We start from the raw sequence: 22,039 nt of genomic DNA, 5'->3' as shown, positions 1-22,039 counted from the left end.
AAAAAACCATGACCATTGCTCTGGAACTTCAACAACTTAAAAAAACCTATCCCGGTGGCGTTCAGGCGTTGCGTGGCATAGATTTGCAAGTCGAAGCGGGTGATTTCTATGCGCTGCTAGGTCCCAATGGCGCGGGGAAGTCCACCACCATCGGTATTATCAGCTCGCTGGTGAATAAAACCTCCGGGCGGGTGAGCGTGTTCGGCTACGATCTCGATAAAGACACGGTTAACGCCAAGCGTCAGCTTGGGCTGGTGCCGCAGGAGTTCAACTTTAACCCGTTTGAAACCGTGCAGCAGATCGTGGTCAACCAGGCCGGTTACTACGGCGTAGAGTATAAAGAGGCGGTTAAACGCAGTGAAATTTATCTAAAACAACTCGACCTGTGGGAAAAACGTAACGAGCGTGCGCGCATGCTTTCCGGCGGGATGAAGCGCCGCCTGATGATTGCCCGTGCGCTGATGCACGAGCCAAAATTACTCATCCTTGATGAACCAACTGCCGGTGTTGATATTGAATTACGCCGCTCAATGTGGGGCTTTTTAAAGGATTTAAACGATAAAGGTACGACGATTATTCTAACCACCCACTACCTTGAAGAAGCGGAAATGCTGTGTCGCAATATCGGCATTATTCAGCACGGCGAGCTGGTGGAAAACACCTCGATGAAAAATCTGCTCTCTAAGCTCAAATCTGAGACGTTTATTCTCGATCTGGCGGCGAAAAGTCCGCTACCTAAGCTGGAAGGCTATCAATACCGCCTGGTTGATACCTCCACGCTGGAAGTTGAAGTTCTGCGCGAACAGGGGGTGAACAGCGTGTTCTCGCAGCTGAGCGCTCAGGGTATTCAGGTATTGAGTATGCGGAACAAGGCGAACCGGCTGGAAGAGCTGTTTGTTTCTCTGGTTCATGAAAAACAAGGAGATCGCGCATGATGCAGCTTTACTGGGTCGCGCTGAAAAGCATCTGGGCGAAAGAGATCCACCGCTTTATGCGTATCTGGGTGCAAACCCTGGTGCCGCCCGTTATCACCATGACGCTCTATTTTATTATCTTTGGTAATTTGATTGGCTCACGGATCGGTGAAATGCACGGTTTTAGCTACATGCAGTTTATCGTGCCGGGGCTTATCATGATGGCGGTGATTACCAACTCGTACGCTAATGTGGCGTCGTCGTTCTTTAGCGCCAAGTTTCAGCGCAACATTGAAGAACTGTTGGTTGCACCGGTACCGACGCACGTAATCATCGCCGGTTTTGTCGGCGGTGGCGTGGCTCGCGGTCTGTGTGTGGGCATTCTGGTCACGGCTATCTCACTGTTCTTCGTGCCGTTCCAGGTGCACTCCTGGGTCTTCGTGGCGCTGACGCTGGTGCTGACGGCGGTGCTGTTTTCGCTGGCGGGCTTGCTGAACGCGGTTTTCGCCAAAACCTTTGACGATATCAGTCTGATCCCGACCTTCGTGTTAACGCCGCTGACCTATCTGGGGGGCGTTTTCTACTCGTTAACGCTGTTACCGCCGTTCTGGCAGGGACTGTCGCACCTGAACCCGATTGTCTACATGATTAGCGGGTTCCGCTACGGTTTCCTCGGCATTCACGATGTGCCGCTGGTGACGACCTTCGGTGTGCTGGTGGTGTTTATCGCCGCGTTTTATTTACTGTGCTGGTATCTGATTCAGCGCGGGCGCGGACTGCGCAGCTAACCTCTTTTCCTCTCCCTGAACGGGAGAGGAAACTTTTGATGTTTATCACCCTTACATATTTATCACCCTGATAAACTACTTGCCTGCTAAGGAGGTAGGCGATGCTAGGTTGGGTAATTACCTGTCATGACGATAAGGCACAGGATATGCTGCAGCGTCTGGAAAAAAAGCACGGCCCTTTGGTCCAGTGTCAGGCGGTGAGTTTTTGGCGAGGTCTCAGCTCGAACATGCTAAGCCGTATGATGTGCCATGCCCTGCATGCCACAGACTCAGGCGAGGGCGTGATATTCCTGACCGATATGGCCGGGGCTGCGCCTTACCGCGTGGCTTCGTTAATGAGCCATAAACATCCCCAGTGTGAAGTCATTTCTGGTATCAGCTATTCATTACTTGAGCGAATGATTTCGTCGCGGGAATCAATGAGCAGTTCTGCGTTCCGCGATTGCATCGTTGCGCTTGGCGGGCCTGAAGTCTCCAGTCTCTGGCATCAGCAACAAAAAAATCCCCCCTTCGTGTTGAAGCATGATTTGTATGAGTATTAATCATTGGTATTGATGGCGCTTTTGCTACAATAGCCGGGGTTTCTCGCCTCGGTTATCTCATATGGTTATGCGCCTTCTGCTTGTTTTATTGCTCCTGTTCTCTGGCAGCGTTGCTGCGGCGTTGCCTGCTCGTTATATGCAAACGACCGAAGCGGCTGCCGTGTGGGCGCAGATCGGTAATAAAATGGTGACGGTCGGGAATATTCGCGCCGGTCAAATCCTCTCAGTAGAACCGATGGCCGCTGACTACTATGAATTCCCCTTTGGCTTTGGTACCGGGTTTATCGATAAGGGACACCTGGAGCCTGTTCAGGGCCGGCAGAAGGTTGACGATGGTTTAGGCGACCTCAACAAGCCGCTCAGCAATCAAAGCCTGGTAACCTGGAAAGACACGCCCGTTTATAATGCTCCGGATGTCGGTAGCGCCCCGTTTGGCGTACTGGCGGACAACCTGCGCTATCCCATCATTAGTAAGCTCAAAGACCGACTTAATCAGACCTGGTTTCAGATCCGCATTGGTGGCAGGCTGGCCTATATCAGTGCGCTGGATGCGCAGGAAGACCACGGTATTCCCGTGTTGACCTACCATCATATTCTGCGTGATGAAGAGAATACCCGTTTTCGCCACACCTCCACGACGACCTCTGTGCGTGCGTTCAGTAACCAGATGGCCTGGCTCCAGGATCGTGGTTACACCACGTTGACGATGTATCAACTGGAAGGCTACGTGCAGAATAAAATGAACCTGCCTGCACGGGCGGTGGTGCTGACTTTTGATGATGGTCTCAAGTCGGTGAGTCGTTATGCTTATCCGATTCTGAAGCAGCACGGCATGAAGGCAACAGCGTTTATCATCTCCTCACGCATCAAGCGGCACCCGCAGAAGTGGGATCCGAAATCGCTGCAGTTTATGAGCATCTCTGAACTGAATGAGATCCGGGACGTGTTCGACTTCCAGTCGCACACCCATTTTTTACATCGGGTTGATGCGAATCGCCGGCCGATCCTGCTGAGTCGCAGCTATCACAATATTTTGTTCGATTTCGCCCGTTCGCGCCGGGCATTGTCCCAGTTTAACCCTCACGTCCTGTATCTTTCGTACCCGTTTGGCGGTTATAACGCCACGGCGGTAAAAGCAACAGGCGACGCGGGATTCCACATGGCGGTCACCACGGTGAGAGGGAAGGTTAAACCGGGAGATAATCCGTTCTTATTGAAAAGGCTTTATATTTTAAGAACGGATTCGCTGGAGACGATGTCGCGGCTGATAAGCAACCAGCCGCAGGGGTAAGGCTATCAGGCAACCTGTACCGGAATAGCTTTCGCGGTACGCTTCATTTCGTTGTCGCCTTCAAAGTAAGCCACTTTCGGGCGCCATGTACGGGCTTCTTCATCAGACATGGTGACGAAGCTGGCGATAATCACAATGTCGCCAACCTCTGCACAATGCGCTGCCGCACCGTTCACCGAGATGATTCTGGAGCCGCGTTCAGCCGCAATTGCATAGGTTGAGAAACGTTTCCCATTCGTCACGTTCCAGATATCAATAGCTTCATTTTCCAGAATACCGGAGGCATCAAGGAAATCCTGGTCGATGGCGCAGGAGCCTTCATAGTGCAGGTCCGCCTGCGTGACTTTTACACGGTGGAGCTTGCCTTGCAGCATGGTGCGAATCATAACTTCTATACCCTGTCGTTTACCTTGGCTAAGCAGGTGCTACTGACCTGCTTTGAGAATTTTCAGGCAGTATTGCCTGATTTTTAACCCCTGTCTACTGGGCTAATGTAACGCTTTGATTATCGATCAGACGAGCCTGACCCAGCCAGGCGGCAACCAGAATCACTGCGCGTTTACTGCTTTCAGTCAGTTCAAGCAGCGTGTCGGCGTCGCGGATCTGAATGTCGTCGGCGCGGAAGCCTTTTTCATTCAGCTCGTGTTCAGCAATGGCGATAATCTCTTCCAGATCGCGTTCCCCAGCCTGTAATTTTTCGCCAATGCGGCTCATCACTTTGTACAAGCCAGGGGCGACTTTACGCTGCTCTGCCGTGAGATAGCCGTTACGCGAGCTTAGGGCTAAGCCGTCTTTGGCGCGAATAATCGGTACGCCGACGATCTCAATGTCATAACCCATATCCGCCACCATTTTGCGGATCAGCGCCAGTTGCTGGAAATCCTTCTCGCCAAAGCAGGCGATATCTGGCTGGATCAAATTAAACAGCTTGCTGACGATAGTGGAAACACCACGGAAGTGGCCCGGACGGCTGGCGCCTTCAAGCATGGTAGACAGTCCCGGAACATCAACATAGGTATGACCTTCCGTGCCCTGCGGATAGATTTCTTTCTCTGATGGCGCAAAGACGATATCGACTTTGCGTTTGTTCAGCTTTTCGCAATCTTCCTGCAGCGTGCGTGGATAGCGCGCCAGGTCTTCCAGACGGTCAAACTGCATTGGGTTGACAAAAATACTGACGATCACCACATCAGCCTGAGCCTTTGCTTCATCAACCAGCTTCATATGGCCGTCGTGCAGGTTGCCCATTGTCGGAACCAGCGCGACGCGTTTGCCTTCCTGACGCAGACGACGAATGTGCTGGCGCAGCAGCGGCAGAGTTTCAATAATTAACACTTGGACTCCTTAATGGAAACTGTGTTCTTCACCCGGATAGACGCCGGATTCAACCTCAGCAATATACTGCCGTACTGCGGCGCGCATGTCGCCCGCTTCAGCGAGGAAATTTTTGGCAAATTTAGGGATATGGCCGCCGGTAATGCCAAATGCATCGTGCATGACGAGGATTTGTCCATCAGTGACGTTACCTGCGCCAATACCAATAACCGGAATCGACAACGCATCGGTGACGCGCTTCGCCAGCTCAACCGGTACGCATTCCAGCACCAGCAACTGAGCGCCAGCCGCTTCCAGCGCCAGCGCGTCGTCGAGCAGCGTTTGCCCGGCATCACCACGGCCTTGCACCTTATAGCCACCATAAATGTTGACGGACTGCGGGGTCAGCCCCAGATGACCGCACACCGGGACCGCGCGTTCGGTGAGCATTTTCACCGTATCGACCAGCCACGCACCGCCTTCTACCTTGACCATGTTGGCGCCCGCACGCATAACCACCGCGGCATTTGCAAAGGTTTGTTCTGGCGTAGCGTAGGCCATAAACGGGAGATCGGAAAGCAGCAGGCAGTTGGGTGCCCCGCGACGCACGGCGCGGGTGTGGTAGGCGATATCTTCAACGGTGACGGGGAGGGTAGAATCATGGCCCTGAACGGTCATGCCCAGCGAGTCGCCAACCAGCATCACATTGATACCTTCGTCGGCAAAGAGTTTCGCGAAGCTGTAGTCGTAAGCCGTAATCGTCGCGAAGCGTTTCTTCTCTTGCTTGTATTTTTGCAGCAATGAGATTGTTGTCGGTTTCATAACATTTCCTGATGGTGAAAGTCATATTTAACGGCATTCTAGCAGTCACATTCAGGGGGGCAATTGATTTAAGCAATCGTTTGGCGCGAAAGCAGTAAACGCTAAAGGGAAAGGATTACTTTACCAGTGTGCAGGTTTTGCTGCACCGAGTTGGGCGAGGTGTTGATGTAGGCTGGTTCCGTCCGGGAAGCTCAGTTCAGGCGCAATTTCATACAGCGGCCACAGCATGAAGCCGCGGTTCTTCATGTCGTAGTGCGGCACGGTCAGACGTTCGGTGTTAATCACTTCATCGCCAAACAGCATGATGTCGAGGTCCAGCGTACGCGGGCCCCAGCGTTCAGCTTTACGTACGCGACCCTGCTGTAGCTCAATGCGTTGGGTGTGATTAAGCAGTTCTTCGGGCGCGAGAGTCGTTTCCAGCGCCACGGCCGCGTTCAGGTAGTCTGGCTGATCCTGTGGGCCTAACGGCGGCGTACGGTAAAACGAGGAAACGGCGACGATGCGGCTGTCGGGAATGTCGCCGATCGCTTGCACGGCAGCATTAACCTGCTCCAGAGGTGAGGCTAAATTGCTGCCGAGCGCAATATAAGCGAGGGTCACGCGGAACCTTCGCGACGTGGCGCACGTTTGCGCGGACGACGATGGCGGCGGCGTTCTGGTTCTTCGTCGAGTTCGTTCAACATGCCTTTTTGTTCCGGCGGCGCGGAAACCTGGAATTCGCCCCACCACTGCGCCAGACGCTGCAGTTCGGCGTTATTTTCCACTTCGGCACGCAGGGCCAACAAGTCGTAGGCAGCGCGGAATTTTGGATGCTCCATCAGCTTCCAGGCGCGTTTGCCCTGACGACGGGACATGCGTAACTGAAGCTGCCAGATATCACGGGTGAGCGACGTCAGACGCTTAGGAATAGCCAGCGAGCGGCAGGCTTCGTCCAGTACATCGTTCATCGCCAGTGCGAAAGCGTCGTAATAGGCCAGACCGCTTTCCTGTGCGATTTTCTGCGCTGCTTCCAGTAACGGGTACCAGAACATCGCCGCAAACAAGAATGCCGGATTCACGCGCATATCATTGTGGATACGGGTGTCGGTATTCTTTAGTACCTGGGCAATGATGCGTTCCATCGCGCTGTCACCGTCTTCGGTGAAATAGCGGGTGATGGTTGGGAACAGCGGCTGGAACAGGCTGTACTCACGCAGTTTTTTATAGGTTTCATACCCGTAGCCCGCCTGTAACAGTTTGAGCGCTTCTTCAAACAGGCGTGCGGGGGGAATATCGTTAAGCAGCGTTGCCAGACGTGGGATCGGCTCTGCGGTTTCCGGGCTGATACGCATGTCGAGTTTGGCGGCAAAGCGCACGGCACGCAGCATACGTACAGGATCTTCGCGGTAGCGCGTTTCCGGATTACCAATCAGGCGGATGACGCCATCTTCGAGATCCTGCATGCCTCCGACGTAATCACGCACGGTGAAATCGGCCACGCTGTAATACAGGCTGTTAATCGTGAAGTCGCGGCGCTGGGCATCTTCTTCGATGGAGCCGAAGATGTTGTCACGCAGCAGCATACCGTTTTGCCCGCGCTGTGACGTTGTGCGATCGGACTCACTGCCTTCATGGTGTCCACGAAAAGTCGCAACTTCGATAATTTCCGGGCCAAACATGACATGGGCCAGACGGAATCGACGCCCAACCAGGCGACAGTTACGAAACAGTTTTCGCACCTGATCTGGCGTTGCATTGGTGGTGACATCAAAATCTTTCGGCTTTTTGCCCAGCAAAAGATCGCGTACGCCACCGCCTACCAGCCATGCCTCGTATCCGGCCTTATTGAGCCTGTACATTACCTTCAGGGCATTTTCACTGATATCTTTGCGGGAGATAGAGTGCTGCTCACGCGGGATTACCGTCATATGCGGACGGGCGACGGCAAGCTCGGCCTCGCGCTCCTCACGGCTTAGCACCTTGCGGCAAAAATTAGCGACTCGGGTAAAAATAGTGCACCTCGGTAGTGTCAAACTTCAGTCAGAACAAGTGTTGCTGTGTAAAAATCGCGGCTAATCATAGCTCAGCATGAGTCATTTGAGAATGCCGGATTTACATTCACTGAACCCGGCACAGTCGTAAGCGTCCAATTTTGCACCGCAGTTTGCAGTAATTCTTCCACACTCAGCGCTTGCCACGGTATTACAGTGTTCTGGCCGAGGAAGCGCAACGCGTTAATGAGAACCGGGCGTGGATCGCCTTGCGGCAGGGCAGGCGCATGATTCTGTTTAGAAAGTTTAGCGCCTTGCTCGTTGAGCGCCAACGGCAGATGAATATAGTCCGGTACTTGCCAACCGAACTGTTGATACAACGAAATTTGGCGTACAGTCGGTTCGATGAGATCCGCGCCGCGTACAATCTCTGTTACTCCCTGGAAGTGGTCATCAACCACTACTGCAAGGTTATAAGCAAACAGTCCGTCGCGTCGATGGATAATAAAGTCTTCCCGTGCAAGCTCTGGGTCGGTGTGAATATTGCCGCGCAGCAGGTCGTTAAAGTGTAAAACGGGATGCTGTTGCTTGATGCGTACCGCTGCATTTTCCGGCCCGTGGCGTAACGCACGGCAATGACCGTCGTAAATCCCGCCAATACTCTGAATACGGGCGCGTGTGCAGGTACAGTAGTAACTTAAATCTTGTTGTTGTAACCAGGCCAGTGCCTCACGGTAGGCGTCATGGCGTTGCGACTGCCACATGATTTCGCCATCCCAGTGCAGTCCATAATGTTCCAGCTGACGCAGAATCGTCTCTGCAGCACCGGGAACTTCACGAGGGGGATCGATATCTTCAATGCGTACCCGCCAGATTCCGCGCTGTGCACGGGCCTGCAGATAACTGCCGAGGGCGGCTACCAGGGAACCAAAATGCAGTTCACCGGAAGGTGAAGGGGCAAAACGGCCAATGTAGGGTTTGTCTGTCATGTCGATGGATAATATAAAAGAATAAGGCGGGAGAAACTCCCGCCCAGGTACTGTCGGATTAGCGTAATGCTACCCGGCATGCAACAGTCTACGGGATTAACCCGCCATCTGTTTTTCGCGAATTTCTGCCAGCGTTTTGCAGTCGATGCACAGATCGGCTGTTGGACGGGCTTCCAGACGACGAATACCAATTTCTACGCCGCATGATTCGCAGTAGCCGAAATCTTCGTCTTCTACTTTCTTCAGTGTCTTCTCGATCTTTTTGATCAGTTTGCGCTCACGGTCACGGTTACGCAGCTCAAGGCTGAATTCTTCTTCCTGTGCGGCACGGTCAACCGGATCAGGGAAGTTAGCCGCTTCGTCCTGCATATGAGTCACAGTGCGATCGACTTCATCCCTGAGTTGATTACGCCATGCTTCAAGAATACGCCTGAAGTGCGACAGCTGGGCTTCGTTCATATACTCTTCGCCCGGTTTCTCCTGGTACGGCTCCACCCCAGCGATGGCGAGAATACTCAGGGACGATGTTTTACGGTTTTGCCCTTCTTGCATGTTGCTTCTCCTTAACACGCACTATCGATCCCCATGTTCGGGGGAAAAATCAGGTCGCTATAAATAGCAGATGCTTTTCCGGATAGCAATTATCTATACGTAACACTTGACAACCCTGTGAGGAAAAGCGTATTTGCGCACGCGGCCAGAATATTAATTAACCCGTTGTTTACACCATTACAAGGCAATGGGCAACGGCTCTTTAAGAGTCATACCATGGGCAGAAAGTTCCGCTTTATAAACCAGAATTTCGACCCCCTTTAGCTGTGCTTCGACTAATAACTGCGCATATTTTGCATCGATATGGCGCGCGGGTGAAAACCGTGTAATGGCTGAATGTAGTACCGCGAAAAATATGACGGCACGTTTACCTTCAGCCGCTACGCTCATCAATTCCCGAAGATGTTTCTGACCTCGTTCAGTTATGGCATCGGGAAAATAACCATACTCTTTTTCCGCCAACGTGACTGATTTTACTTCAATATAGCAGTCAGTCCGGGAATCTGCCTGTAACAAAAAATCAATACGGCTGCCTTCTACGCCGTATTTTACTTCACTTTTCAACACGCTGTAGCCAGAAAGCTCCGCAATGAGTTCATTCTGAATAGCCTCTTTCGTTAAGCGATTGGCCCATAGCGTGTTAACACAAATAAATGCATCAGATGCGGTTTGCGTTAATTCCCAGGTATGTGGATATTTCCGCTTAATATTTTCTGATGTTGAATACCAGACGGTATCACCCGGAGTTGCGCATCCGGTCATTGCTCCGGTATTTGGGCAGTGTAGCGTCAAGGTTGTGCCATCCGGTGTGATCACATCCGCTAAAAAACGTTTATAGCGCTGAATTAGCGTAGCGCGTTGTAAAGGGGGAGAAAATTGCATGAATAATACCCTTGATTATTTGCTCAGCACCCAGCGTTGCAAGGTTGAATAGCGAGTGCGTCCTCGCTCAAATGACGAGGCATAAAGCGCAAACTCCGTAACCGGAAATGACCAGCAAAAACCGGGTGGCGGGATGGCGACTGCATGACTGGCATCGCGCAAGAGCGTGATATGCGGGTGAAAGGGCTGTGGGCTCTGGTAGCATCCGCTGCGTGCGGCCTGTGCTCGCAGCATATTGGCCAGTTGCAATAACCCGCGTGGCGGCTGACGCATTCCCAGCCACACAACCCGCGAACGCAGCCATTGCCCTGCATCGTCCAGCCTGAGCGTGAACGCCGGCTGGCGAATGCGTCCAGCCAGTTGTGATAGCGCCTGCTGTTTCTCGGCACTCACATTCCCTAAAAAAGCCAGCGTCAGGTGCAGATTGTCTGCGGCGACCGGACGGCCCGCCTCTGGCGGAAATTGTGCGGCTCGCCAGTGGATGAGCTGCTCCCGAACCTCAGCAGGCAATTCAATGGCAAAGAACAGCCGTTTCGGCTCAGACATGATGGATACTCGGTTATGAATTAACGCGATGCTACAATGCAGCGCGAAGAATGTTAACCCTCTGGAGTCATTTGTGACGTCGTTGCCCGTTGCCGCCATAGTGCCTGAACTGCTTACCGCCCTTGATGCTTCACCGCAGGTCCTGCTGACCGCGCCGACCGGTGCCGGGAAATCGACCTGGCTGCCGCTACAGCTTCTGGCGCATCAGGGGATATCGGGGCGCATTATCCTGCTGGAACCGCGTCGCCTGGCGGCTCGCAATGTGGCACAACGACTGGCGGAGTCGCTGAACGAAAAGCCCGGCGAAACCGTGGGCTATCGCATGCGTGCGCAAAGCTGCGTGGGGCCGCAAACCCGGCTTGAAGTGGTCACGGAAGGCGTGCTCACACGCATGATCCAACGTGATCCAGAATTGCAGGGCGTTGGTCTGGTGATCCTTGATGAATTTCACGAGCGCAGCCTGCAGGCGGATCTGGCACTGGCGCTGCTGTTGGACGTACAGCAAGGCTTGCGGGACGATTTAAAACTGCTGATTATGTCAGCCACACTGGACAACGGGCGTTTGCAGCAGCTGTTGCCTGAAGCGCCTACCCTTGTTTCCGAAGGACGTGCGTTTCCTGTTGAACGGCGCTACCAGCCGCTGGCGACGCATTTACGTTTTGATGAGGCGGTTGCTATTGCCACCGCGGAGTTGCTACGTAACGAGAGTGGCTCGTTGCTGCTGTTTTTACCGGGTGTAGGGGAAATTCAGCGCGTGCAGGAACAGCTGGCAGGCCGCGTGGGTAGCGATATTCTGTTGTGTCCGCTGTACGGCGCATTGACGCTGGCCGAGCAGCGCCTGGCGATTTTGCCCGCGCCGCAAGGTAAGCGCAAAGTGGTGCTGGCGACCAATATTGCCGAAACCAGCTTAACGATTGAAGGCATCCGGCTGGTGGTGGACTGCGCCCAGGAACGCGTGGCGCGCTATGACGCGCGCACCGGTTTAACGCGGTTGATTACCCAGCGCATCAGCCAGGCATCGATGACCCAGCGAGCCGGGCGTGCAGGTCGTCTGGAGCCCGGTATCTGTCTGCATCTGCTTGCCAAAGAGCAGGCGGAAAGAGCGGCGGCGCAGGGAGAGCCTGAGATATTACAGAGCGATCTGTCCGGTCTGCTGATGGAACTGTTGCAATGGGGATGCACCGATCCTGCACAGTTGAACTGGCTGGATACGCCGCCCGCTATCAACCTGCAGGCGGCAAAACGGCTGTTACAGATGCTGGGTGCGTTGGAGGGCAACAGGCTAAGTGCCACGGGGCAGAAAATGGCGGCGTTGGGTAATGATCCCCGTTTAGCAGCTATGCTGGTTAGCACCAACAATGATAACGAAGCGGCAACGGCGGCGAAACTGGCCGCGATTCTGGAAGAGCCGCCGCGCGGTGGCAGTACCGATTTAGCCGTCGCATTTTCACGAAATCAGCCCGCCTGGCAACTGCGTAGCCAGCAGCTATTGAAGCGCCTGAATGTGCGGGGAGGCCAGCCCGATAGCGAACGGTTAGCACTTTTACTGGCGCAGGCCTTTGCCGACAGGATCGCGCGCCGTCGCGGGTTGGATGGACGTTATCAACTGGCCAACGGGATGGGGGCGATGCTGGATTCCGATGACGCCCTTGGACGCCATGAGTGGTTGATTGCGCCGTTGTTATTGCAAGGAAGCGCGTCACCGGATGCGCGTATTTTACTGGCCTTGCCGCTGGATATTGAAGCGTTGATGCAGACGTGTCCTGAACTGCTGCAACAGTCCGATACCATCGAATGGGATGAAGCCCAGGGAACGTTAAAAGCACTGCGCCTCACGCGGATAGGCCAGTTGACGCTAAAAGTGCAGCCGTTGGCTAAACCTTCGGAAGACGAGTTGCATCAGGCGATGCTGAATGGTATTCGCGATAAAGGGCTAAGTGTGCTCAACTGGACGCCGGAGGCTGAACAGTTTCGGCTGCGCCTGCATTGCGCGGCAAACTGGTTGCCGGAGTACGACTGGCCTGCGGTAGATGAGGATTCTCTTCTGGCGGCGCTGGAGAGCTGGCTATTGCCGCATATGAGCGGTGTGCACTCTTTACGCGCGCTCAAAGCATTAAATGTGGCTCAGGCATTGCGCGGTTTGCTGGACTGGTCAATGCTGCAACGTCTGGATAGTGAACTGCCTGCGCATTACACTGTGCCGACGGGAAGCCGGATAGCCATCCGCTATCACGAGGATAATCCCCCGGTGTTGGCGGTCAGGATGCAGGAAATGTTTGGCGAAGCGAATACGCCAACCATCGCCGGGGGGCGTGTGCCGTTGGTGCTGGAGCTGCTTTCTCCGGCCCAGCGACCGCTACAGGTCACCAGCGATCTGAGCGCATTCTGGAAAGGATCGTACCGTGAGGTACAAAAAGAGATGAAAGGGCGTTATCCCAAACACGTCTGGCCGGACGATCCGGCGAATACCGCGCCAACGCGGCGCACCAAAAAGTATTCATAAATTGAGAGATTTCTTCTTCTGTCGCCTGACGGAAGAACAGAGAATCGGGCCTTTGCGCCTGAATGTTGCGGAGAAAAAGCATGGCGGGGAATGACCGCGAGCCAATTGGACGTAAAGGGAAACCGTCACGTCCGGTGAAACAAAAGGTGAGCCGTCGTCAACTCAGAGATGACGAGTATGACGACGATTATGATGATGACTATGAGGATGAAGAACCGATGCCGCGTAAGGGTAAGGGCAAAGGGCGTAAGCCTCGTGGTAAGCGTGGCTGGTTCTGGCTGCTGGTAAAACTGTCGATCGTCTTTTTGGTGCTGATCGCGATATATGGCGTGTACCTGGACCAAAAAATCCGTAGCCGCATTGATGGCAAAGTCTGGCAACTGCCTGCGGCTGTTTATGGCCGGATGGTTAACCTTGAGCCAGAAATGCCCATCGGCAAGAACGAGATGGTGAAACTGCTGGAGGCGACACAGTACCGTCAGGTGACGAAAATGACGCGCCCGGGCGAATTTACCGTGCAGGCGAAGAGCATTGAGATGATCCGCCGTCCGTTTGATTTCCCGGACAGTAAAGAAGGGCAGGTGCGTGCGCGTCTGACCTTTGATGGCGATCATCTGGATACTATTGAGAATATGGATAACAACCGCCAGTTCGGTTTCTTCCGTCTCGATCCGCGTTTGATCACCATGCTGTCTTCCCCTAACGGTGAGCAGCGTCTGTTCGTTCCGCGTAGCGGCTTCCCGGATTTGTTGGTAGATACGCTGCTGGCGACCGAAGACCGCCATTTCTATGAGCACGACGGCATCAGCCTCTATTCCATTGGACGTGCGGTGCTGGCGAATCTGACGGCCGGTCGTACGGTGCAGGGAGCCAGTACGCTGACACAGCAACTGGTGAAAAACCTGTTCCTGTCCAGCGAGCGCTCGTACTGGCGTAAAGCGAACGAAGCCTATATGGCGCTGATCATGGATGCGCGCTACAGCAAAGACCGCATTCTTGAGCTGTACATGAACGAAGTTTATCTCGGTCAAAGCGGCGATAATGAAATTCGCGGCTTCCCGCTGGCGAGTCTCTATTATTTCGGTCGTCCGGTGGAAGAACTGAGTCTCGACCAGCAGGCGTTGCTGGTGGGGATGGTTAAAGGGGCGTCAATCTACAACCCATGGCGTAATCCGAAGCTGGCGCTGGAGCGTCGTAATCTGGTGCTGCGCCTGCTGCAACAGCAGCAGATTATCGATCAGGACCTGTATGACATGCTGAGCGCGCGCCCGTTAGGCGTGCAGCCGCGTGGCGGGGTGATTTCACCACAACCAGCGTTTATGCAGATGGTACGTCAGGAGCTACAGGCGAAGCTGGGCGATAAAGTCAAAGATCTCTCCGGTGTGAAAATTTTCACCACCTTTGATTCCGTGGCACAGGATGCGGCAGAAAAAGCGGCGGTGGAAGGCATTCCGGTGCTGAAGAAACAGCGCAAGCTGAGCGATCTGGAAACCGCGATTGTGGTCGTTGACCGCTTTAGCGGCGAGGTTCGTGCGATGGTCGGCGGCGCAGAGCCGCAGTTTGCGGGCTATAACCGCGCGATGCAGGCCCGTCGTTCCATCGGTTCTCTGGCAAAACCGGCAACCTATCTGACGGCGCTGAGCCAGCCGAAGCTGTATCGCCTGAATACCTGGATCGCCGATGCGCCGATTGCGCTGCGCCAGCCGAACGGTCAGGTGTGGTCACCGCAGAACGATGACCGTCGCTATAGCGAAAGCGGTAAAGTAATGCTGGTGGATGCGTTAACGCGTTCAATGAACGTCCCGACCGTCAATCTGGGGATGGCGCTGGGCCTGCCCGCGGTTACCGAGACCTGGACGAAACTGGGCGCCCCGAAAGATCAGCTCAATCCGGTTCCGGCGATGCTGCTGGGGGCGTTGAACCTGACGCCAATTGAAGTGGCACAGGCGTTCCAGACCATCGCCAGCGGGGGTAACCGTGCGCCATTATCAGCACTGCGTTCGGTCATTGCTGAAGATGGGACCGTGCTGTATCAAAGCTTCCCGCAGGCAGAGCGCGCAGTGCCTGCACAGGCGGCATATATGACGCTGTGGACCATGCAACAGGTGGTTCAACGCGGTACGGGTCGCCAGCTTGGCGCGAAGTACCCAGGGCTGCATCTGGCAGGGAAAACCGGGACCACCAACAACAACGTGGATACCTGGTTTGCCGGTATCGACGGCAGCCAGGTGACGATTACCTGGGTAGGCCGCGATAACAACCAGCCAACCAAGTTGTACGGTGCCAGCGGCGCGATGTCGATTTATCAGCGTTATCTGGCGAACCAGACGCCAACACCACTGGTGCTGACGCCGCCGGAGGATGTTGTTGATATGGGCGTAGATTACGACGGTAACTTTGTGTGCAGTGGTGGTATGCGTACGCTGCCAGTGTGGACTACCGATCCGGATTCGTTGTGTCAGCAAGGTGAGATGCAGCAGCAGTCAGGTAATCCGTTCGATCAATCAACGCAGTCGCAGCCTCAACAGCAGCAGCAACAACAGCCGCCGCAGCAGGAGAAGAAAGACAGCGACGGCGTCGCAGGTTGGATCAAGGATATGTTTGGCAGCAACTAATGCCTACCTCAAAACCCGCTCCGGCGGGTTTTTCTTTTGACGCCATTCGGTTTTGTTTTGCCTGATGGTGCTGCGCTTATCAGGCCTACGGAATTTGAGCAGCCGTGTCGCTATCCGGTACGTCTTCCGTTAAAACATTTCAGCTTAATTTATTAACCCTTTCTTTTCATCTGGTTATTTCTTAACCCCTTAGTTTTAGTAGGGGCGCGTAGTGCTTGCGATCGCAACAGCGTTTCGAATATCATGCTCCCGTTATAATAATAATTCTCGTTTACGTTATCATTCACTTTCATCAGAGAAATACCAATGGCGCGTCTTAAAACTGCTCAGCCAAACTCCTCACTGCGTAAAATTGCAGTCGTGGTAGCCACAGCGGTTAGCGGCATGTCTGTGTATGCACAGGCGGCGGTTCAACCGAAAGAAGAAACAATCACCGTAACCGCAGCACCTGCCGCACAAGAAAGCGCATGGGGGCCTTCGCCGACGATTGCCGCGAAGCGTTCCGCCACCGCAACCAAGACTGATACGCCTATCGAAAAGACCCCGCAGTCTGTTTCGGTTGTGACGCGTGAAGAGATGCAGATCCATCAGTCTCGTTCCGTAAAGGAAGCACTGGGTTATACCCCGGGCGTTGTGGTCAGTAACCGTGGCGCTTCGAATACCTACGATTTTGTCAGCATCCGTGGTTTTACCTCTGTCGGTTTAAGCCAGAACAACTATCTGGATGGTCTGAAACTACAAGGAAACTTCTATAACGACGCGGTTATCGATCCTTACATGCTGGAGCGTGTTGAGTTGATGCGTGGGCCAACTTCCGTGTTGTACGGTAAGAGTAATCCTGGTGGGATTATTTCGATGGTTAGTAAACGTCCAACCACCGAGCCGCTAAAAGAAGTTCAGTTCAAAATGGGAACAGATAATCTGTTCCAGACTGGGTTTGATTTTAGTGACGCATTAGATGATAACGGTGAATTCTCTTACCGTTTAACCGGGCTGGCTCGTTCCACAAATGAGCAACAGCAGGGTTCTGAATCACAGCGTTATACCGTTGCTCCGTCCTTCTCATGGCGTCCTGACGACAAGACCAACTTTACATTCCTCTCCTATTTCCAGAATGAACCCGAAACGGGTTACTACGGTTGGTTGCCGAAGGAGGGTACGGTTGAACCGCTACCTAACGGCAAGCGTCTGCCGACAGATTTTAATGAAGGTGCTTCAAATAATACTTATTCCCGCAATCAGAAAATGGTGGGATACAGCTTTGAACACGGCTTTAATGACACTTTCACCGTCCGGCAGAATTTACGTTTTGCTGAAATGAAAACGTCGCAGCAGAGCGTGTACGGCACGGGTATCTGTACAACAAATACGTTTAATGCGCCTTGCCAGGCAATTCCGGTCGATCAGCGCGATCACTATCTTGGCCGTGGCACCGTTGTCGATGACGAACGTTTGCAGAACTTCAGTGTTGATACCCAGTTACAGAGCAATTTCGCGACGGGAACGGTGGAGCATACATTGCTGACAGGTATTGACTTCATGCGTATGCGTAATGATATCAATGCTAAATTTGGTACAGCTCCTGTTCTGGATCTTTATAACCCACAGCCTCTGGATGATTTTGCTTTCGATTCTACCGAGCCTTATCAGATGAACGAAACCAAACAAACCGGTATCTATATCCAGGATCAGGCGGAATGGGATAAGTGGGTCTTTACGCTGGGTGGTCGTTATGACTGGTCACAGCAAGCAACGACAATTCGCCAGAATTCAACCACGCCGCAAGCGGGTTATATTGAGCGTAACGATCATCAGTTCACATGGCGTGGCGGTGTAAACTACCTGTTTGATAATGGTATTTCTCCGTACGTTAGCTATAGCCAGTCATTTGAACCAAACGCATTCGATCTCTACAGCACTCCACGCATGGCTTTTGCGCCATCTAAGGGTGAACAATATGAAGCAGGTGTAAAATACGTGCCGAAAGATCTGCCGGTGGTGATTACGGCTGCGGCATATCATTTGACGAAGACGAATACGCTGACAACTGATCCGACCAACTCGAATCTGCAAGTTCCGTCAGGCGAAGTACGTTCTCAGGGCTTTGAATTTGAAGCTAAAGCGGCCTTGAATGCCAATATCAATGTGACAGCTTCATATACTTACACTGATGCGGAATATACCAAGGATACCAATCTCAAAGGGAACAACGTAGAACAAGTTCCTGAACATATGGCATCACTCTGGGGCGATTATACCTTTAACGAAGGCGTTCTGTCGGGACTGACACTGGGAACCGGTGGACGTTTTATCGGTTCTAGCTATGGCGATCCTGCAAACACCTTTAAAGTGGGAAGTGCTGCTGTAATGGATGCGGTTGTTAAATACGATTTAGCGCGTTTTGGTATGGCAGGCTCTAGTGTTGCCGTCAACGTTACCAATCTGCTGGACCGTGAATACGTTTCTAGTTGCTTCCAAACCTATGGCTGCTTCTGGGGCGCAGAACGTCAGGTCGTTGCAACAGCAACCTTCCGTTTCTAATTTCTCTTTGGGCACGCTTTGCGTGCCCGTTTTACAAGTTGGCTGCTATGCAGGAAAACAGATCCCATCCCGACACGACGTTTGCGTTGAAGAATGTCTCCTTCCGTGTGCCTGGCCGCACGCTTTTGCATCCTCTCTCGTTAACCTTTCCCGTGGGTAAAGTGACCGGTCTTATCGGCCACAACGGCTCCGGTAAATCCACCTTATTGAAAATGCTGGGACGCCATCAGCCGCCGTCAGAAGGTGAAATCCTGCTTGATGAGCAGCCGCTGGAGAGCTGGAGCAGCAAAGCGTTTGCCCGTAAGGTTGCCTATTTACCCCAGCAGTTACCGCTGGCCGAAGGGATGACGGTACGTGAGCTGGTGGCGATTGGTCGTTATCCGTGGCATGGGGCGCTGGGACGTTTTGGCGTGGCTGACAGAGAGAAAGTAGAAGAGGCTATTTCGCTGGTCGGCTTAAAGCCGCTGGCGCATCGCCTGGTAGATAGCTTGTCTGGCGGCGAGCGTCAACGTGCGTGGATTGCCATGCTGGTGGCGCAGGACAGCCGCTGCCTGCTGCTTGATGAACCGACCTCGGCGCTGGATATCGCGCATCAGGTTGACGTGCTGGCGTTGGTGCATCGCTTGAGCCAACAGCGTGGGTTGACTGTGGTTGCCGTACTGCATGATATCAACATGGCGGCCCGCTACTGTGATTACCTGGTCGCGCTGCGCGGCGGTGAAATGATTGCCCAGGGAACGCCCGCGGAACTGATGCGTAGTGAAACCCTGGAACTGATTTACGGTATCCCGATGGGCATTTTGCCGCATCCGGCCGGTGCCGCACCCGTGAGTTTTGTCTATTAATGATTGGATTACCTCATCTTTCCCGTCGACGGCTGCTAACGGCAATGGCGTTGTCGCCGCTACTGTGGCAAATGAATACAGCCCGTGCGGCGGCGGTTGATCCACAGCGTATAGTGGCGCTGGAATGGCTTCCGGTTGAGCTGCTGTTGGCGCTGGGTGTTGCACCTTACGGCGTCGCGGATGTTCCAAACTACAAACTGTGGGTCAACGAACCCGTGCTGCCAGACTCCGTCATCGATGTCGGATTACGTACTGAACCTAACCTCGAACTGCTGACCGAAATGAAACCCTCATTTATGGTCTGGTCGGCAGGTTACGGTCCTGCACCTGAGAAACTTGCACGTATTGCGCCGGGTCGTGGCTTTAACTTCAGTGATGGCAAAAAGCCGCTGGCGGTTGCGCGTCAGTCGTTGCAAGAACTGGCGCAGTTGTTGAATCTGCAGACCGCTGCCGAACGTCATCTGGCGCAGTACGAACACGTGATTGCCAGCCTGAAACCGCGCTTTGTTCAGCGAGGCTCACGGCCATTACTGCTGATGACCCTGCTCGATCCTCGCCATATGCTGGTGTTTGGGCCTAACTGCTTGTTTCAGGAGGTGCTGGATGAGTACGGGATCCGCAACGCCTGGCAAGGCGAAACCAACTTTTGGGGCAGCACCGCAGTAGGAATTGATCGGCTTGCCGCCTACAAAGATGTTGATGTGCTGTGCTTCGATCACGGTAACAACAAGGATATGCAGGCACTGATGTCCACACCGTTGTGGCAGGCGATGCCATTTGTTCGCGCCGGACGTTTTCAGCGTGTTCCCGCCGTCTGGTTCTATGGTGCAACGCTATCGGCGATGCATTTTGCCCGCATTCTGGATAATGCGCTGGGGGGCAAAGCGTGAGTAAACGAATTGCACTATTCCCGATCCTTCTGCTGGCGGTTCTGTTTGTGGCTGCCTGCTGGCTGACCTGGTTTAACTTTTCCGCTGCTCTACCGCGTAGCCAGTGGCAACAGGCTATCTGGTCACCGAATATCGATATCATTGAGCAGATGGTTTTCCACTACAGTTTGCTGCCGAGGCTGGCGATTTCACTGCTGGTCGGTGCCGGGCTGGGGCTGGTCGGCGTCTTATTTCAGCAGGTGCTGCGTAACCCACTGGCAGAGCCAACCACGCTGGGCGTCGCAACCGGTGCGCAGTTGGGCATTACCGTCACCACGCTATGGGCGATTCCCGGTGCGCTGACCACGCAATTCGCGGCGCTGGCGGGAGCATGTGTTGTTGGGGCACTGGTGTTTGGCGTTGCCTGGGGCAAGCGTCTTTCTCCGGTGACGTTAATCCTTGCCGGGCTGGTGGTCAGCCTGTACTGCGGGGCAATTAATCAGTTGATGGTTATCTTCCATCACGATCAGCTGCAAAGCATGTTTTTATGGAGCAGCGGTACGCTAACGCAAACCGACTGGAGCGGCGTACAGCGCCTGTGGCCGCAGTTGCTGGGCGGCGTGATGCTGACGCTGCTGTTACTGCGCCCGATGACGCTGATGGGACTGGATGACGGCGTGGCGCGTAACCTCGGTCTGGCGCTGTCGCTGGCACGTCTGGCGGCGTTATCGCTGGCCATTGTTCTCAGCGCCTTACTGGTTAACGCGGTTGGGATTATCGGTTTTATCGGCCTGTTTGCACCGCTGCTGGCGAAAATGCTCGGCGCGCGGCGTTTGTTGGCGCGTCTGATGCTGGCTCCGCTGATTGGGGCATTGATCCTCTGGCTCTCTGACCAAATTATTCTGTGGCTGACCCGCGTATGGATGGAAGTCTCCACCGGTTCGGTGACGGCGCTGATTGGCGCGCCATTGCTGCTGTGGCTGTTGCCGCGCCTTAGAAGTATGAGCGCGCCGGATATGAATGCCAGTAACCGCATCGCTGCTGAGCGCCAGAATGTACTGATGTTTGCCCTGGCAGGCGGGGCGATATTGCTGCTGACCGTTATTGTGGCGCTCGCGTTTGGTCGCGATGCGCACGGCTGGACATGGGCCAGTGGTGCAATGCTGGATGAGTTGATGCCCTGGCGCTGGCCGCGTATTCTGGCCGCACTGGTGGCTGGCGTAATGCTGGCTGTGGCGGGTTGTATTATTCAGCGTCTGACCGGAAACCCAATGGCCAGCCCGGAAGTATTAGGCATTAGTTCCGGGGCGGCATTTGGCGTGGTGTTAATGCTATTTCTGGTCCCCGGAAATGCCTTTGGCTGGCTGATGCCGGCCGGGAGCCTCGGGGCAGCAGCCACCTTGCTTATTATTATGATTGCCGCCGGGCGCGGGGGCTTTTCACCGCACCGCATGTTGCTGGCAGGGATGGCGCTCAGCACGGCGTTTACAATGCTGCTGATGATGCTGCAGGCCAGCGGCGATCCGCGTATGGCGGGGGTGCTAACCTGGATCTCCGGCTCAACCTATAACGCGACGGGCGAACAGGTGCTGCGCACCGGAATTGTAATGGTTATGCTGCTGGCAATGACGCCGCTGTGCCGTCGTTGGTTGACGATATTACCGCTTGGCGGCGATACGGCGCGGGCTGTCGGTATGGCTATTACGCCGTCGCGAGTAGGATTACTGCTGTTGGCGGCAGGGCTGACGGCAACAGCAACCATGACCATTGGACCGTTGAGCTTTGTCGGGCTGATGGCGCCGCATATTGCCCGTATGATGGGCTTTCGCCGGGCGATGCCGCATATGCTGATTTCGGCGCTGGCGGGAGGCGTGTTGCTGGTGTTTGCCGACTGGTGTGGGCGTATGGTGCTGTTTCCGTATCAGATCCCAGCGGGACTGCTGTCGACGTTTATTGGCGCGCCGTACTTTATCTATCTGCTGAGAAAACAGAGTCGTTAATTATGCCGGATGGCGGCATAACTGCCTTATCCGGCCTACGGGGGCAAATGTAGGCC

Annotated in this window: 19 protein-coding genes; 10 read left to right on the top strand and 9 right to left on the bottom strand. The window is 54.1% G+C overall.

Going from position 1 to position 22,039, the window contains the following annotated elements:
- The first annotated feature begins 8 nt into the window (after window positions 1-8).
- The 4 genes from SK32_RS12055 (at window position 9) to SK32_RS12040 (ending at window position 3,535) form a co-directional block, all read left to right on the top strand.
- A complete protein-coding gene (locus tag SK32_RS12055; protein WP_048212670.1) occupies window positions 9-935 on the top strand; it encodes an ABC transporter ATP-binding protein in 927 nt (308 codons plus the stop codon).
- On the top strand, window positions 932-1,702 hold the full coding sequence (locus SK32_RS12050) for an ABC transporter permease (protein WP_003829467.1): 771 nt from the start codon (window positions 932-934) through the stop codon (window positions 1,700-1,702). Before SK32_RS12055 ends, SK32_RS12050 begins: the two co-directional genes overlap by 4 nt.
- Window positions 1,703-1,803: 101 nt before the next feature.
- Window positions 1,804-2,244 (top strand): PTS sugar transporter subunit IIA, encoded by a 441-nt coding sequence (locus SK32_RS12045; protein ID WP_048212669.1) that lies wholly within the window; start codon window positions 1,804-1,806, stop codon window positions 2,242-2,244.
- Window positions 2,245-2,305: 61 nt separating this feature from the next.
- Window positions 2,306-3,535 carry a polysaccharide deacetylase family protein gene (locus tag SK32_RS12040; RefSeq protein ID WP_048212668.1) on the top strand — a complete coding sequence of 410 codons (1,230 nt, stop codon included), beginning with the start codon at window positions 2,306-2,308 and terminating at the stop codon, window positions 3,533-3,535.
- 5 nt (window positions 3,536-3,540) lie between these two features.
- Here the strand turns inward: SK32_RS12040 and panD are convergent, their stop codons facing one another.
- The 9 genes from panD to thpR form a co-directional block, all read right to left on the bottom strand.
- Window positions 3,541-3,921, bottom strand: a complete 381-nt coding sequence (gene panD, locus SK32_RS12035; protein ID WP_000621526.1) for an aspartate 1-decarboxylase — start codon at window positions 3,919-3,921, stop codon at window positions 3,541-3,543.
- A 94-nt stretch (window positions 3,922-4,015) separates the two neighbouring features.
- Window positions 4,016-4,870 carry a pantoate--beta-alanine ligase gene (gene panC, locus SK32_RS12030; RefSeq protein ID WP_048212667.1) on the bottom strand — a complete coding sequence of 285 codons (855 nt, stop codon included), beginning with the start codon at window positions 4,868-4,870 and terminating at the stop codon, window positions 4,016-4,018.
- Window positions 4,871-4,879: 9 nt separating this feature from the next.
- Window positions 4,880-5,671 carry a 3-methyl-2-oxobutanoate hydroxymethyltransferase gene (gene panB / locus SK32_RS12025; protein WP_048212666.1) on the bottom strand — a complete coding sequence of 264 codons (792 nt, stop codon included), beginning with the start codon at window positions 5,669-5,671 and terminating at the stop codon, window positions 4,880-4,882.
- A 120-nt stretch (window positions 5,672-5,791) separates the two neighbouring features.
- Entirely contained in the window at window positions 5,792-6,271 is a 480-nt protein-coding gene (gene folK, locus SK32_RS12020) for a 2-amino-4-hydroxy-6-hydroxymethyldihydropteridine diphosphokinase (RefSeq protein WP_048212665.1), read from the bottom strand.
- The gene (pcnB, locus tag SK32_RS12015) at window positions 6,268-7,662 is read right to left on the bottom strand and encodes a polynucleotide adenylyltransferase PcnB (RefSeq protein ID WP_204266837.1); all 1,395 of its coding nucleotides are present in this window, start codon (window positions 7,660-7,662) and stop codon (window positions 6,268-6,270) included. The genes folK and pcnB overlap by 4 nt, the downstream gene beginning before the upstream one ends.
- A gap of 71 nt (window positions 7,663-7,733) precedes the next feature.
- Window positions 7,734-8,630, bottom strand: coding sequence for a tRNA glutamyl-Q(34) synthetase GluQRS (gluQRS, locus tag SK32_RS12010; protein ID WP_005124711.1), 897 nt, complete (start codon window positions 8,628-8,630; stop codon window positions 7,734-7,736).
- A 96-nt stretch (window positions 8,631-8,726) separates the two neighbouring features.
- Entirely contained in the window at window positions 8,727-9,182 is a 456-nt protein-coding gene (gene dksA, locus SK32_RS12005; RefSeq protein WP_003829221.1) for an RNA polymerase-binding protein DksA, read from the bottom strand.
- Between the two features lie 177 nt (window positions 9,183-9,359).
- A complete protein-coding gene (sfsA, locus tag SK32_RS12000) occupies window positions 9,360-10,064 on the bottom strand; it encodes a DNA/RNA nuclease SfsA (protein ID WP_048212663.1) in 705 nt (234 codons plus the stop codon).
- 15 nt (window positions 10,065-10,079) lie between these two features.
- Complete coding sequence (gene thpR / locus SK32_RS11995) at window positions 10,080-10,610, bottom strand: RNA 2',3'-cyclic phosphodiesterase (protein ID WP_048212662.1); 531 nt, start codon at window positions 10,608-10,610, stop codon at window positions 10,080-10,082.
- A 73-nt stretch (window positions 10,611-10,683) separates the two neighbouring features.
- Here thpR and hrpB point away from each other — a divergent pair, with 73 nt between their 5' ends.
- From hrpB to fhuB, 6 genes are all read left to right on the top strand, one after another.
- Window positions 10,684-13,113 carry an ATP-dependent helicase HrpB gene (gene hrpB / locus SK32_RS11990; protein WP_048212661.1) on the top strand — a complete coding sequence of 810 codons (2,430 nt, stop codon included), beginning with the start codon at window positions 10,684-10,686 and terminating at the stop codon, window positions 13,111-13,113.
- 80 nt (window positions 13,114-13,193) lie between these two features.
- Window positions 13,194-15,728, top strand: a complete 2,535-nt coding sequence (gene mrcB, locus SK32_RS11985; RefSeq protein ID WP_048212660.1) for a bifunctional glycosyl transferase/transpeptidase — start codon at window positions 13,194-13,196, stop codon at window positions 15,726-15,728.
- Between the two features lie 306 nt (window positions 15,729-16,034).
- Window positions 16,035-18,269: a ferrichrome porin FhuA gene (gene fhuA / locus SK32_RS11980; RefSeq protein ID WP_048212659.1), complete on the top strand. Its 2,235-nt coding sequence runs from the start codon at window positions 16,035-16,037 to the stop codon at window positions 18,267-18,269.
- Window positions 18,270-18,316: 47 nt separating this feature from the next.
- Window positions 18,317-19,114, top strand: a complete 798-nt coding sequence (gene fhuC, locus SK32_RS11975; RefSeq protein WP_048212658.1) for a Fe3+-hydroxamate ABC transporter ATP-binding protein FhuC — start codon at window positions 18,317-18,319, stop codon at window positions 19,112-19,114.
- Window positions 19,114-20,004: a Fe(3+)-hydroxamate ABC transporter substrate-binding protein FhuD gene (gene fhuD / locus SK32_RS11970; RefSeq protein WP_048212657.1), complete on the top strand. Its 891-nt coding sequence runs from the start codon at window positions 19,114-19,116 to the stop codon at window positions 20,002-20,004. Before fhuC ends, fhuD begins: the two co-directional genes overlap by 1 nt.
- Entirely contained in the window at window positions 20,001-21,983 is a 1,983-nt protein-coding gene (gene fhuB, locus SK32_RS11965; RefSeq protein ID WP_048212656.1) for a Fe(3+)-hydroxamate ABC transporter permease FhuB, read from the top strand. The genes fhuD and fhuB overlap by 4 nt, the downstream gene beginning before the upstream one ends.
- The last annotated feature ends 56 nt before the right edge of the window (window positions 21,984-22,039 follow it).

Origin of the sequence: Citrobacter sp. MGH100, from assembly GCF_001034465.1 — a bacterium.
GTDB lineage: Bacteria > Pseudomonadota > Gammaproteobacteria > Enterobacterales > Enterobacteriaceae > Citrobacter > Citrobacter youngae.
This window is presented reverse-complemented; position numbering and strand designations above follow the sequence as displayed.